Origin of the sequence: Mucilaginibacter sp. PPCGB 2223, from assembly GCF_001705515.1 — a bacterium.
In the GTDB taxonomy this organism is placed as follows: Bacteria; Bacteroidota; Bacteroidia; order Sphingobacteriales; family Sphingobacteriaceae; genus Mucilaginibacter.
The window spans coordinates 343,532-358,900 of sequence record NZ_MDJS01000001.1; the positions used below are offsets into that span (position 1 = coordinate 343,532).

Annotated in this window: 9 protein-coding genes; 8 read left to right on the forward strand and 1 reads right to left on the reverse strand. The window is 45.4% G+C overall.

Annotated elements, in window-relative coordinates; all coding sequences use genetic code 11:
- Positions 1-101: 101 nt before the first annotated feature.
- A complete protein-coding gene (locus BEL04_RS01435; protein WP_083227717.1) occupies positions 102-1,691 on the reverse strand; it encodes a glycoside hydrolase 43 family protein in 1,590 nt (529 codons plus the stop codon).
- Between the two features lie 360 nt (positions 1,692-2,051).
- Between BEL04_RS01435 and BEL04_RS01440 the strand changes: the two genes are divergently transcribed.
- The 8 genes from BEL04_RS01440 to BEL04_RS01475 all read left to right on the forward strand — a co-directional run bounded on the left by BEL04_RS01440 (position 2,052) and on the right by BEL04_RS01475 (position 15,237).
- Positions 2,052-3,245 (forward strand): alpha/beta hydrolase-fold protein, encoded by a 1,194-nt coding sequence (locus tag BEL04_RS01440; protein ID WP_065999394.1) that lies wholly within the window; start codon positions 2,052-2,054, stop codon positions 3,243-3,245.
- Positions 3,246-3,278: 33 nt separating this feature from the next.
- On the forward strand, positions 3,279-5,891 hold the full coding sequence (locus tag BEL04_RS01445) for a TIM-barrel domain-containing protein (protein WP_065999397.1): 2,613 nt from the start codon (positions 3,279-3,281) through the stop codon (positions 5,889-5,891).
- Positions 5,892-5,986: 95 nt separating this feature from the next.
- Positions 5,987-6,844, forward strand: a complete 858-nt coding sequence (locus BEL04_RS01450; RefSeq protein ID WP_254659505.1) for a sialate O-acetylesterase — start codon at positions 5,987-5,989, stop codon at positions 6,842-6,844.
- Between the two features lies 1 nt (position 6,845).
- Positions 6,846-8,018, forward strand: a complete 1,173-nt coding sequence (locus BEL04_RS01455; RefSeq protein WP_065999398.1) for an endo-1,4-beta-xylanase — start codon at positions 6,846-6,848, stop codon at positions 8,016-8,018.
- 225 nt (positions 8,019-8,243) lie between these two features.
- On the forward strand, positions 8,244-10,595 hold the full coding sequence (locus BEL04_RS01460) for a glycoside hydrolase family 127 protein (protein WP_065999399.1): 2,352 nt from the start codon (positions 8,244-8,246) through the stop codon (positions 10,593-10,595).
- A 116-nt stretch (positions 10,596-10,711) separates the two neighbouring features.
- Complete coding sequence (locus BEL04_RS01465) at positions 10,712-11,452, forward strand: acetylxylan esterase (RefSeq protein ID WP_175403976.1); 741 nt, start codon at positions 10,712-10,714, stop codon at positions 11,450-11,452.
- Positions 11,453-11,469: 17 nt separating this feature from the next.
- The gene (locus BEL04_RS01470; protein ID WP_065999404.1) at positions 11,470-12,918 is read left to right on the forward strand and encodes a family 43 glycosylhydrolase; all 1,449 of its coding nucleotides are present in this window, start codon (positions 11,470-11,472) and stop codon (positions 12,916-12,918) included.
- 153 nt (positions 12,919-13,071) lie between these two features.
- Positions 13,072-15,237 (forward strand): glycoside hydrolase family 3 C-terminal domain-containing protein, encoded by a 2,166-nt coding sequence (locus BEL04_RS01475; RefSeq protein WP_083227718.1) that lies wholly within the window; start codon positions 13,072-13,074, stop codon positions 15,235-15,237.
- Positions 15,238-15,369 lie beyond the last annotated feature (132 nt).

Sequence of the window (15,369 nt, forward strand, 5' to 3'; positions counted from 1 at the left end):
ACACTTGTATGCAAAATACAAAAAAATGGCTGTTCGGGTAACCGAAACAGCACATTAATTAATTTAATTCAGAGAAAAAAAAGTTTTTTTGAAACCGGGTGTTAATTGCCCGGTTCTGTCAGTTGATCCTGTACGCGAAAAAAATCAAAGTCGGCAAAACCACCCGGCGTTTTTGTTGAGTAGCTGAATAGGGCATAGCGGTAGCCCATAAAATGGGGGAGCGTATATGCCATTTTCAGAGGGGTGCCGATGGGTTGCCAAACGTGGTTATCAAGGCTGTAAAAAAAATGAGCAACATCTTTCCGGTCGCGGAAGTCACATTCGGCTTTAAAATAAACAACAGCCTGCTTTAACGGTATGGTTTGGACTGTATCGGGCTTACCGCCGCCCGCATTAACCATAATGATCTGGTATTGCTTGTTTTCCATTTTAATGGCTACCAGCCCGTAATTTTTTTGCAGCAGGCCCAGGCCTGCGATATCCCCGTCTTTTAAATGAGTAACGTCAACCGCGATGCTGCCGCTGCAAACGGGGCCGAAGGTTCGCTGCGTTAACATGTTTCTTGCCGTTAAAAAATCGGTGTCCCGGCGTCCGGTAGTTAATCTCAAAAAACCTTTTCGGGCATTAACCGACCATAACTCGTTTTGCGGGTTATGATTCCATTGCCAAACCAGCGGCAATGCACGGTCGCCTTTCTTTCGGTCAAAATCATCCGAAGCTATAATTCCCGGAACTAAACTTTTATTCGGCGGTAGATTCAGCATCTCAGGCACTTTGCCGTTAATGCCAATTACCGGCCACCCATCCTTCCATTCTACCGGAACAAGATAGGGTACCCTTCCTACCGCACCAAAATCGCGGAAGAGGTAAGCATACCAATTGTTGTCCGGTCCCTCAATCAGACCTCCCTGCGCTACGCCTAAATCCTGGAGCCCAACCTTTCCTTCGTAAGGGCCGGTAATCTTATCTGCCCGGTGTATAACCACTGTGCGCATACCGCCCCGGGGCCAGGCGATATTAAACAGGTAGTATTTACCGTTAATCTTAAAAAGTTGGGAGCCTTCTGCACCTAAGCCGCCTTTGTTGCCTGAGGGCAGGCTTGCGTTTTCAATCAGTGTCTGATCAATTCCGCCAGGCTTAATTCCGGATGCATCTTTTTCAAGTTCAACAATCCTCAGTTTACCGTTACCAGTTATCAGGTATACCCGCCCGTCGTCATCAAAAAACAAAGAGTTATCGTGAAACGACGGACTGAAAGAAGCCCGCTTCCACGGCCCTTTTTCAATATTGGCGGTTGAGTAAATATAAGTCTTACCAGTGGTCTGAGCGAAAGTACTTATATAATATAAACCGTTATGGTATCGCAGGCTGCTTGCCCATGAGCCTTTGCCATAAGCATTTTTTCCGTTAGCTAAGTTAAGGGCATCTACGTTAGCCAGGGTATCATAAGCATAATTAACAATATGCCAGTTAACGAGGTCGGTAGATTTCATGATGGGCACCCCAGGGTTCATGTGCATAGTTGTACTGCTCATATAATAATCTTTACCAACCCTGATGATGGACATATCGGGTACATCGGCATAAATGACCGGGTTGACCGCCTTTTGCGAAGCCGCAGAAAAATGCGACAGCATAAATGCGGTTAAAAGCCTGAAAAAAAACTTGCTGGGTTTAGATATAGAGATCATAGTAACAAATCTATAATATCTGTCGAATGGTGGTTAACTGATATTATCAAAATGCAATAACAAATGTTTAGCGGTAACCGGTATTTTTTGCCCTTGTACCCGAAACAAATGTGTGTTAATTGAAGACATTTGTGTTAGTGGCGCTAAAGGTTTAACCTTAATATTGAAAAAATCTTATCAATGATGGAAAAGAAGATCAATTGGAAAATTCCGTAATTTCTTTATCTCAGAATAAAATGATCAAAATAGACCTCAAATCCTACGGCGGATTTTTGATTTGTTTAGATAAACAATAAAACCAAGTTTATAAATCAATCATAACAAGAATAAGTTAATTATTAAACCTAAAAACAACTAAAAATGAATTCAAAACATTTATCCCTCGCGCTGGCAGGTATGCTGACTGCCAGTGTTTGTATGGCCCAAAACGGTGCCCCGATAAAAGAGGATTTTGTGCCGTCAAGTCTTAACCAGCCCCAGCAGGAATACCCCCAGGTTAATTCGCAGGGTTATGTACGCTTTAAAATTAAAGCGCCTAAGGCCGACAGTGTAAGAGTGAGCCTTGGCCTTGGCGGCAGGGGCGGTACAAAACTTACCAAAGATGCAGACGGCTATTTCACCGGCACTACCGAAGGCCCAATGGACGAGGGTTTTCACTATTACCACCTTACAGTAGATGGCGGGACATTTAATGACCCGGGCGCGCTCAACTTCTACGGTTCCGTTCGTTGGGAAAGCGGTATCGAAATACCCGCTCACGATCAGGATTTTTATGCACTGAAAGATGTTCCGCATGGTAACGTACAGCAGATACTGTTCCCATCAAAAAGCACCAATACTTCGCGCCGGGCATTTGTTTATACGCCGCCGGGCTATGAAAAAGATAAATCGAAAAAATACCCTGTACTATACCTGCAACACGGCTGGGGCGAGGATGAAACCGCGTGGAGCAACCAGGGCCATGCCAACCTGATCATGGATAACCTCATCGCAGACGGCAAGATCAAACCGTTTATTATTGTAATGACCTATGGTATGACCAACAACTTCAGGCCCGGAGCAGGTCCTCGTCCAACTCCTCCTCCGGCTGGCGCAACTGCTCCGGCTGGCGCAGCTCGCCCTCGTGGCTTCAATATGGATGCGATGGTTAAAGGTAACGGCTTTGAAACTGTTTTGGTTGACGAACTTGTTCCGTACGTTGATGCTAACTTCCGTACTATTGCAGACAGACCACATCGTGCCATGGGGGGGCTTTCTATGGGCGGTGGCGAAACACACTTTATCACTCTGGATAAACCGGAAGTATTTGGCTACTACGCTCTGTTAAGCGGCGGCACCTATACGACGGAGGAACTTAACGGAAAGGAAAAACCAAAATTGGTGTTTATGAGTTACGGCAGCAGGGAGCCCGCCTCAAAAACGGTAAATGATGCAGCAACAGCTTTAAAAAGTGCGGGCTACAACGCTGTAGCTTTTGTTTCTGAAAATACTGCTCACGAATTTTTGAGCTGGCGCCGTAGCCTTTATCAATTGGCCCCGTTACTATTTAACTAATAACTCATACAGGTATCAACGTTATTAATCCGAATGAATATTAAAAGAGCATTTTTTTTATTGATAACGCTGATACCTGTTATTTGCTTTGGGCAGGTATATCGTAATTATCGGTTACAAAAAGATCAGCTTTCTATTTTCCTTACCGAAGGCAGATTGGATATCAAACCTCTCAGTGCAAAGGCTGTCAGGATCAGGTGGCAAAAAGATATACAACCTGAGCCACTTGAATTTATTCTGACGCAGCAACAACCAACACCGCCGTTTAGGTTCTCGGAGACGCAGGCAGCACTTCAAATAAGTACCACGTGGATAACCGTATCGTTTGATAAAACCACTGGTGCATTAATCTACCGAAACCATAAGGGTCAGGTATTTTTAAATGAATCAGGAAGTCGAAAGCTGACGCCTTCAACAACGATGGGAATACCCAGCTATATTGCCGAACAAAGCTTTATATCACCACCCGATGAACACTTGTTTGGGTTAGGGCAATTCCAGGACGCCGAATTTGATCTGCGCAATGTTTATCGAAAGCTGATACAGGTTAATACGCAGATAGCGCTGCCTTTTCTTTTTTCCAGTAGGGGATACGGGATATTATGGCATCAGTATGGATTAACCTACTTTAACCCGGCTGATAACGACATCACGTTGCAAAAAAAAGATACCAATGCGGTACAACTGCGTGATGCCGAGGTGACAACAACAGCAGGTACCCGGCGTGTATCGCAACAGCAGGCCCTGTACGCGGGTAAATTTAAAGTAGAAACAGCGGGCAATTACACTTTTGCCCTTGATCTGGGCGATATGGATAACCGCCATTTGCTGCTAATTGATGGTATCGCCCGTATCGACCAATCTAACCTTTGGCTGCCACCCGCAGTAGGCAAAATTGTGTATTTAACGGCCGGTGAACATACTGTTCAGGTGCTTTGTAAAAAATCTAATAAGCCCCGTTTATCATGGAAATTGGCCGGTAATACAAGCTCGTTCCGTTCTCCGGATGCGCGGTCACTGGACTATACCGTGTTTTACGGCGAAAATGCAGACGAAGTGATCGCATCCTATCGGCAGCTTTCGGGCCAGGTACCCATGCTGCCACTATGGGCATACGGGTTTTGGCAATGCCGAGAGCGCTATGCTTCTGGAGATGAGTTGATAGCTGCGGTAAAAGCATTCAGAGACCGGAAGTTACCCCTGGACGTAATCGTTCAGGATTGGCAATACTGGGGGAAATACGGCTGGGGCGTACCTAAATTTGATGAAACACATTATGCTAATCCAGAAGGGTTTATCAAGGATATTCACAACCTGCACGCGCATTTTTCTTTATCGGTTTGGGAGAACCCGGATAAAAAATCAGAGGTTGCTAAACCTTATGTTGATAAAGGCTTATACCTGGTAAACAGCCCCTGGCTGGACATGTATAACCCCGAGGCACAAAAAACACATTGGGACGTGTTGAATGCCAATTTGTTCAGCAAAGGTGTCGACTCTTGGTGGATGGATGCGACCGAGCCCGAAAACGATGCCCTGACAGGTAAACAAACCTATTTTGGCGCAGGGGATTTTTACCGGTTAACTTATCCGCTATTTGTGAGTAAGGCAATTTACGAAGGGCAGCGTGCAGTTAATCCGCAAAAGCGGGTTACAATTCTTACCCGTTCAGCTTTTCCGGGTCAGCAGCGATATGGTACCATCAACTGGTCGGGCGACATCGGGGGTACATGGGATTCGTTCAAACGGCAGATCGTCGCCGGGCTGAATTATAGTATCACAGGCATGCCGTATTGGACAACGGATATCGGTGGTTTTTTCAGGCCTGGTCGCAGTCAATATACCGACGAGAAGTACCATGATCTGCTTACCCGCTGGTTCCAATGGGGAGCTTTTAATCCTATTTTTCGCGTACACGGCTACCAAAGTGAAACCGAGCCATGGAAATATGGCGAAAAGGTTGAAGGAGATATGCGCGAAATCACGAATATGCGTTACCGGTTATTGCCCTATATTTACTCTGAAGCATGGCAGGTCCATCATTTCGGTTCAACAATTATGCGTCCCCTGGTGATGGATTTTGCATCAGATAGTAATGCTGTACGGCAACCGTATGAATATATGTTTGGAAAAGCAATGCTGATTGCCCCGGTTACAGCGCCCGACATTCAAAAATGGACGGTTTACTTACCCGAAGGACAACAATGGTATAGTTACTGGAATGGTAAAATGTTTGCTGGCGGCCAAGCCGTCCAGGCAGACGCCCCCCACGATAAAATTCCTGTCTTCGTCAAATCAGGATCGATCATCCCGATGGCAAAACCGATGCAGTACACCGGGCAAAAACCTTTAGATACTCTTGAAGTGAGAATTTACCCCGGTGCAGGCGGAAGGTTTGATTTGTATGAGGACGAGGGTGATGGATATCGTTATGAACAGGGGAAATACACCATTATCCCGTTTGTATGGAATGATAAGTTACACACGTTAAATATTGGCGCACGCCGCGGATCTTACCAAAATTCGCTTAAAAAACGGGTATTCAATATTGTGTTGGTAAGACCGGATAATGGCATTAGTGGGGCCGAAGGGAAGCCGGACAAAAGTTTGGTTTATTTTAACAAGCCAGTTGTGTTAAAACTATGATCAGTCGTGACTGAACATTTGTTCTATAAGTATCAACAACTGTGGTTTAATAACGCCGGATATTTTGAAGAATTTTAAAGCGACTAAAAAACAATATGAAATTAATACTATCGGCAGTTATGCTTTTTTTGCTGACGACCTTGAAAGGGTTTTCGCAAGACAAAAACTTTTACATTTTTATTTGCTTTGGCCAATCCAACATGGAGGGGAATGCCAGAATCGAAGCTCAGGATACATCTGGGATTGATGCCCGTTTCCGGGTTCTGCAAGCGGTCGACTGCTCTGATAAAGGCAGGATAAAGGATCAATGGTACACCGCCGTTCCACCACTGGCCCGTTGCAGAACAGGGCTGACCCCCGCTGATTATTTTGGACGAACCCTGGCTGCAAGCCTACCGAAGAAAATAAAAATAGGGATTATTAATGTGTCAGTCGCAGGCGCCAGGATTGAGGTTTTTGAGAAAGACCAATACCAAACGTACTTATCTAACGCGCCGGAGTGGATGAAAAACATTGCTAATGAATACGGCGGCAATCCTTATGGAAGATTGGTCGAATTGGCACGGCTGGCACAGAAAGCCGGCGTGATTAAAGGGATGTTGCTGCACCAGGGTGAGTCTAACCCCAACGATACGCTTTGGACGCAGAAAGTGAAAGGGATTTACGACAACTTGGTGAAGGATCTAAACCTTAAGCCAAAAAAAGTGCCTCTGCTTGCCGGCGAACTGGTTAATGCAGATCAGCAGGGGGCATGCGCAAACATGAATAAGATCATTGCAACACTGCCCGATAAACTTCCTAATTCCTATATCATTTCTTCGGCCGGTTGCCCTTCCTCCAGGGATCATTTGCATTTTACTGCCGAAGGCTATCGAATTATCGGCACACGGTACGGAGAAAAAATGCTTGCGTTGTTAGGATATAAACCGGCTAACCAATTAAAAAATCAATAGCATGACCATTAAACTTGCCCGGAAACTATATTTGCCGGTTTTTACCATCAGCTTAATATTATCAAACGGGTGTTCTCAAAAAAGCCATTTGGCATCGGATTCGGGCATCGGCAAAGGCCTTAAAGATTATTACAAAGCCTATTTTCCGATAGGGGTTGCCGTCAGCACAGCATCTTTGCACGGCGTCGATTCTGCTTTGATCGTGAAGGAATTTAATAGTGTTACGCCCGAAAACGACATGAAAATGGGGCCGCTGCATCCTTCTGAAGATGTCTACAACTGGAAGAACGCTGATGATATTGTGAACTTTGCCGTTGCTCATCACATTAAAATAAGGGGACATAACCTATGCTGGCATGCTCAGGAAGCCAACTGGATGTTTACCGGGCCGGACGGAAAACAGGTAAGTAAAGAGTTGCTGTTAAAACGCCTGAAGGACCACATTTTCGCGGTAGCAGGGCGTTACAAAGGAAAAATATATGCCTGGGATGTTGTGAACGAGGCTGTGGACGACAGTAATGATACCACGCAGGTATACCGTAAAAGCAACTGGTACACCATTTGCAACGGACCCGAGTTTATCGAAGCGGCTTTCAGGTATGCTCATGAAGCCGATCCTGGAGCAAAGCTTTATTACAACGACTATAACAGCGAACATCCGATAAAAAGGGAGAAGATCTACAAGCTGTTAAAAAGGCTGGTGGACAACCACGTACCGATAGATGGCGTCGGAATGCAGGCACATTGGAAACTGAATGATCCATCGCCCGAAGAACTGCGGAAAGCACTGGATGAGTTCACCTCACTTGGCCTGAAAATTCAAATTACTGAGTTAGATATTACCATCCGGATGCCGCGGCCGCGGCCGGCACCAGGCAGCATTCCCGCAGCGCAAGTTCCGGATTCGGGTTACACACCGCAGGCCGAGGCCAGGCAGGTGGCACAATACAAAATGGCGTTTGATATTTTCCGCGAATACCGGAAATCGATTACCAGTGTTACTTTCTGGAATGTTTCTGACCGGTACAGCTGGCTCGATGCCCGTGGGGGCGGTTTGGCAGGCGGCGCAGCGGCCAGCAATAACGGGCCGCGAGTAATAAGAAAAGCCTACCCTTTATTGTTTGACGAGAACCGTCAACGTAAAAAAGCCTACCAGGCAGTAATCGATTTTTAGGTGATGATTTTAAATATATCTTTTAGCGCCATTTTCATCGTTTAATTTCTTTAAAAATGGGCACAAGGTTTCTATAGTCAAAAAAATAATTGTAATAAATACAATTATTTTTTTGATCGACTGCAGGATTTTATATTTTTGATCTGGCTACACGCCCGTTTAACCTAAAAAACGCCGGCCTGCGCGTTTTTTCCAATTAATAAGATATCGATAAATTGCTTTAAAATGATTTCAAAATCGCTGCTTGGTACACTTGTATACACTTGCTTTGCTTTTGTAGCAAACGCTCAAAATATCGTTACGCAACCCTATCGACTTGATGAGGTGCGGCTACTGCCCAGTCCATTTCTCTCGGCAGAGCAGACAGACCTGGCCTATATGCTCAAGCTAAATCCCGATAAATTGTTATCACCTTTCTTTCGTGAAGCAAAATTGCAACCTAAAGCGCCAGGCTATGGCAACTGGGAGAATACCGGCCTGGATGGGCATACTGCAGGGCATTACCTCACTGCCCTCGCCCAGATGTATGCGGCCAACGGTTCGGCCGAGTGTAAAAAGCGTTTGGATTACATGATTAGCGAACTGGCCCGTTGCCAGGAAAGTAACGGTAACGGCTATGTCGGCGGCGTTCCCGGAGGTATGAGTATGTGGTCGGAAGTTAAGGCGGGTAATTTTAACAGCTTTAATCAAAAATGGGTGCCCTGGTATAACCTGCATAAACTATTCGCGGGTTTGCGTGACGCTTATCTGCTGGCGGGTAACGAACAGGCGAAGAATATTTTTATAAAGTTAGCCGATTGGGCCGACTACGAAATTAGCGGACTGACGGATGTCCAGGTCCAATCAATGCTCAATACTGAGCATGGTGGGATGGATGAAGTGTTGGCCGACGCATACGCGATGACGCGGGAAAAAAAATATCTGCTGCTCGCCGAGCGGTTTTGCCACAAAAAGTTGCTCGATCCGCTGGAACAGCACCGGGATCAGCTGACCGGATTGCATGCCAATACTCAAATTCCCAAGGTGATCGGTTTTGAGAGAATAGCTGAGTTGAGCCATGATACGGTTTACTCTTCTGCCGCACGTTTTTTTTGGCAGACGGTTGTGAATAACCGGTCTGTTTCGATAGGGGGAAATAGCGTTCGCGAACATTTCAACCCTTCAAACGATTTTGCATCAATGCTCGAATCCGAACAGGGGCCCGAAACCTGTAACAGCAATAATATGCTTAAATTATCTAAAATGCTTTTTCTTGACGAAGGGAAAGCAGGCTATATCGATTTTTATGAGCGCCTGTTATACAACCATATTTTATCATCTCAGCACCCGGTAAAAGGGGGCTTTGTATACTTTACCCCAATTCATCCTCAACATTATCGTGTTTATTCGACCGCCGATGAGAGCTTTTGGTGTTGCGTAGGCACCGGTATGGAAAATCATGGAAAATATGGCGAACTCATCTACACTCATACTGATAAGGATGTTTATGTTAATCTTTTTATCCCCTCGGTACTCAATTGGAAGCAACAAGGTGTCATCATCACCCAGCAAAATAAATTTCCGGATCAGGCATCATCAAGTTTGGTCGTTGATGTAAATAGTCCCAAACAATTCACGCTGTTCGTCCGTAAGCCTTTTTGGGTTACAGAAGGCGGCTTTGTAGTAAAGCTTAACGGAAACACCGTTAAACCCACGCAAATATCCGGTAATTACGCAGGCATCAGTCGGGTTTGGCATAAAGGCGATAGGATCACCGTTGATTTACCAATGAAAACCTATGCAGAGTACCTGCCCGACCATTCAAACTGGGTATCATTTGTTCACGGCCCTGTTGTTTTGGCAGCACCCACAGACACTACCGGTATGAGCGGGCTGTTTGCTGACGATAGTCGTTGGGGGCATATCGCAGGAGGGGCGCTTTATCCGTTATCAACTTCGCCGTTGCTTGTTAAACAAACGGATAATCTTGCCGACGGCTTAACAGAAAGTAAGTCAGCAGATCTGCAATTTCAAATGCCTTCGCTGATAAGTCAATCCGCCTATAAAAACCTTAAACTTATCCCGTTTTACAAGGTACACGATACGCGTTATGTATTGTACTGGCCTGTAACATCGGCAGGTAGCGTCAAGGAAAAAGAAGCCGAATTATCCGCGCTGGATGAGAAATACCTGAAACTGGCCCCTCGAACCATCGACCAGGTATCGCCCGGAGAACAGCAGCCGGAAAACGACCACCGCCTGCAAGCCGTTGCATCGCAGACAGGTACTATTAATAATTTGCACTGGCGTTCGGCAGGTGGTTCCTTCAGCTACCAGCTACGACGCTCCCCGGCAGCAAAAACGCTGCGTATTGCCTATTATGCAAAAGATAAAGGGTGTGAATTTGATATTCTGATTAACGGAAATAAGATTGCGCATTTGTTGCTTGACGGAACAGCTCAAAATGATTTAGCGGTAGCAGAATATCCGCTTCCGGTATCATTGCCAGGCGCACAAGGCAGCCCGTTAACCGTGAGTTTTATTGCTGCAAATGGTTCGGCAACAGCAAAAATAACAGACGTGCGGATCATGCGATAATTATCGGCTATGTAAACATTTGTTATAGAATTGTACGGTTTTGTTGGCTTTATTAAAGGACCGGTCGCAATATATTTACCACCGGATTATAAACCAGCCAAACACTAAACAGCAATATGAAAAAAAACAGAATGCGTAAAGCATTTTTGCTGCCTGCAGTCTATTTAATGTTAACAGGAGCAGCATTCCCTGGCCATTCCGCTTACTTACACAAAAAGTGGAGCTATGCCGTCCAAACTGACACCGGGCGAACACTTGCACCGTACTTCATCGCTCCAACAACAGGTAAAAAAACACCAAACCCAGATGGATTTATCCAACGCTGGTTACTTTTAGAGCCGATTAACAAACCAAACCGGACCAACACCGTTTTTACATATACTTACCTCAACACGGCATTTAACACTGAATATTTTCCAAACCAGTTTACGATACTGCCTAAAGATGGGGAGACGGTAAAGGCTGGTGAGCAGGAATTAACCTGGCATGCTCTGGAAACTAACAACTTTAATGTGAAGTTATTCCGTTTTGCTTATGGCTACTACAAACACACTTATGCCGTTCTATTCTGGGCTGTAACCGTAGTAAACAGCCCCAGAGAAATGAAAAATGTACGGCTGGCAGCAGGCTCAAACGGCGCCTCAATCTGGTGGGTAAATTCAAAAGAAGCGCTATTGCTTGAGGGAGACAGGCGCATGGTGATGGATGACGGTGTTTCGAACCGGCTTACGCTTAATAAGGGGAAGAATATTATTCGTGTAGCGCTGATCAATGGCCCTGGCTTAAGTGATTTCTGCGTTCGTTTCCTGGATGAAAAAGGCGTACCTGTGAAAGATCTTACTATCAGTTATCAATAAATTTTGCTCGTTTTATAATGATATCAATCAATAAACTTTTCACTGCAGTTGCCCTGTATACGTTTTGGTCAACTCAGGTAGTGCACGCACAAATCGGTAAGCCTTTTATACATGATCCATCTACCATCGCGCTGAGCGACGGGAAATATTACACCTTTGGTACCGGCGGTGGAGGATTGATTTCTGAAGATGGCTGGAGCTGGAATGGCGGAGCTGTGCGGCCCGGTGGCGGAGCGGCTCCGGATATTTTGAAAGTCGGCGATCGTTATCTGATCGTGTACGGCGCAACCGGTGGTGGCCTGGCGGGAGGGCATGCCGGTAAAATTCTGACTATGTGGAATAAAACCCTTGACCCAAAATCTCCCGATTTTAAATACTCTGACCCGGTTGTAGTGGCATCTTCCGATGGTGTGGAAGATCAGGATGCTATTGATCCGGGATTATTGTTAGACCCAACCGACGGACGCCTATGGTTATCTTACGGTACTTATTTCGGTTACATCCGTTTAGTGGAACTGGACCCAAAAACAGGAGAACGCATAAAAGGCAATAAAGCATTAGATATTGCTATTGATTGTGAGGCGACAGATTTGATGTATCAGGACGGTTGGTATTACCTGCTCGGAACCCATGGTACCTGTTGCGACGGCCCGAACTCAACATACAATATTGTAGTTGGGCGTTCGCGAAAAGTAACCGGCCCGTATGTAGATAACATGGGCAGGGAAATGTTAAAGGGTGGTGGTAAAATGGTTTTGGCTGCCGGCGACAGGTTGATTGGGCCGGGCCATTTTGGGCGTGTTGTTGTTGAACCCGGCGTTCAAAAAATGTCATGCCATTACGAGGCCGACTTAGATCAAAGCGGCCGCAGCGTATTAGGCATCCGCCCCTTGCTCTGGAAAAATGGATGGCCCGTCGCCGGCGATAATGTAAAACCGGGAACCTATGAGATCGAATCTGAGCGTAGAGGGTACGCATTAGGGCTAAAAGTAGACTTTGTACGCATGCCGGGTAGAATGCGGTTTAACCGCAACGCCGACGAACCGGTTAAACCCGTACCATCACAGGAACTGGCAGATGTAATCAAAACCTGGCCAACCGGAAATATCGATCTGAGGATTGATGACTATATGTTTCGCCCTCAACAAAAATGGACCGTAACGCCCGTTCTGGAGGCAGGCGGATATCTTGGCGGGCCTTATTATAAGATCGTGATTGCAGGAACTGATCGGGCATTGGCCGCAACGGCAGATGCTGAAGTAACCACGGTTCCAACATTTACCGGTGTCCCCGAACAATTATGGCGAATTGATCAATTGACGGACGGGACTTATAGAATTATGCCGAAAGTGATACCAAATTCAAAGGAATCATTAGCTCTTGTATCTTCCGGCGACAGTACACCTACGCTGGCCAGGTTTGATATGAATAGCGACAATTGTAAATGGAATTTCAGGTCTCATTAAAAAGACCTGGCGGCAGGTCACTATATTTTTACGGGTTATGCCTGTCGGTTCTTAAAGGTTAATATAGTACATTAAAATGCACTAATAATAAATAGCAGGTTTTTAATTAAATTTTTAGGTTTGATCGAAACCTAAAAACCGGATTTAAAACTTATGAAAGTTGTTCTTTTATTACTAACGCTGTTATCATGTTCAATTTTATGTTGCCAGGCTCAGCATCATCCACAAACAGACAAAGAAATAGCAGTTAAAGTTGATAAGTTGATCCGGCAAATGACCCTGGAAGAGAAAGTGGGAATGATTCATGGCAATTCGCTATTCACTTCCGCAGGGGTTAAACGATTGGGAATTCCGGATTTTGTGATGTCCGACGGCCCGCATGGAGTACGTTTGGAACACGGCCCTAACTATGTCAGGCCAAAAGATTTAAAGGATGCCGGTACTTATTTGCCTACCGGCGTATGCCTGGCGGCCACGTGGAACCCGGCTTTAGGTTATCAGTTCGGAGCAGTATTAGGAAGTGAAGCGAGTTACCGTGGTAAAGATGTCATCCTTGGGCCGGGTATCAACATTATTCGTACAGCCTTAAACGGCCGGAATTTTGAATATCAAAGCGAAGACCCTTTCCTGATAGCTAAAATGGCAGTTGGCTATATTAAGGGTGTTCAAGATCAGGGTGTATCCGCCTGTGTTAAACATTTTATGGCAAACAACCAGGAACTGCTCAGAACCAGTATTGACGTGCAGATGAGCGACCGGGCCCTGAATGAGATTTATTTGCCTGGGTTTAAAGCAGCCGTCACCATTGGCAAAGTAAATACCCTCATGGGGTCGTATAACAAGTTCAGAGGGCAATGGGCTACCCAGAACGATTATCTGATCAATCAAATACTAAAAAAAGACTGGGGGTTTAAAGGGATAGTGATAAGCGACTGGGGGGCCGTTCATAGCACAGACCAGGCGTTATGGAATGGAACTGATCTGGAAATGGGAACCGATCTCGGCATGCGGCCCAGGGTGGATTATGGTAAATTTTATATGGGTGATACGGTTATTCATTTGGTAAAAGCCGGAAAGATGCCAGAATACCTTATTAATGAAAAGGTGCGCCGCATCTTATATGTGATGTTTAAAACAAACATGATCGATGGCCATAGAAAACCAGGTGAATACAACACAAAGAGCCATCAGCAAACCGCATTAAAAATAGCTGAAGAAGGCATCGTCTTACTTAAAAATCAACATCAAACTCTCCCGTTGACGGCCGGTACCAAATCGATTGCCGTTATCGGCTACAACGCGACAAGGCCGCAAGCTTTAGGCGGCGGCAGTTCACAGGTGAAGGCATTTTATGAGGTAACGCCGCTTGAAGGCTTAAAGAATGTTGCAGGTACAAATGTCCAAATAACTTATACGCAAGGTTATAAAATTGAGCGTGGTGGCGTTAGCGATGCAAAGATGATCGAAGAAGCTGTACAAGCTGCTTCCAAGGCCGATGTTGCTATTATTGTTGGCGGCTGGACACATGGGTATAACTATGCTGAGTGGAAAGATAACGCGTATGATGCAGAAGATACAGATAAGCCCGATATGTTGATGCCATTCGGACAAGATGAACTGATCCGGGCAGTGGTAAAAGCAAACCCTAAAACGGTAGTTGTTTTATTGGGCGGTGGACCTGTCGACATGACCCAATGGATAGATAATACACCTGCAGTCATACAGGCCTGGTATCCGGGTATGGAAGGCGGTAATGCGTTAGCAAAAATAATTTTCGGGCAGGTCAACCCTTCAGGTAAGCTGCCCATGTCATTCCCCAAGAAACTGGAAGACGAGCCTGCTCATAAATTAGGAGAATATCCCGGAAATGGTGTTACTGTTAATTACAACGACGATATTTATGTGGGATACCGCTTTTATGATACTTTTAATGTAGCCCCTCAGTTTGCTTTTGGGCACGGCCTTTCTTATACCACGTTTAAATATGGCAACCTCAGGATCTCGGCAAACAGTGGTAAAACAGTCATCAGCTTTAAAATAAAAAATACCGGGACGATTGCCGGCGCGGAAACGGCCCAACTGTATATCAAACAGGAAAAATTAAATTTACCGCGGCCAGAGAAAGAATTGAAAGGATTTGCAAAGCTATTTTTAAAAGCCGGCGAAGAAAAAACGGCGACCTTAACCTTAGACAAAGATGCTTTTCAATACTTTAATGATCTGAAAGGTCAATGGGTATCCGATGCAGGTTTCTTTGACATGATCATCGGAAGTTCCTCAAAAGATATCCGTTTAACCGGACGGGTATTTCACCAATAATAAGCGCGATATAAGCAGGCAACAAGCTAAAGCTTAATGTGCGATGCTCCCGGGTTTAAGAGATATAAGCGTGCAACCTTTGATTTTCTGATTGAGCTATTGCAAAAATGCCGGTCAATTGCGGCCGGCATT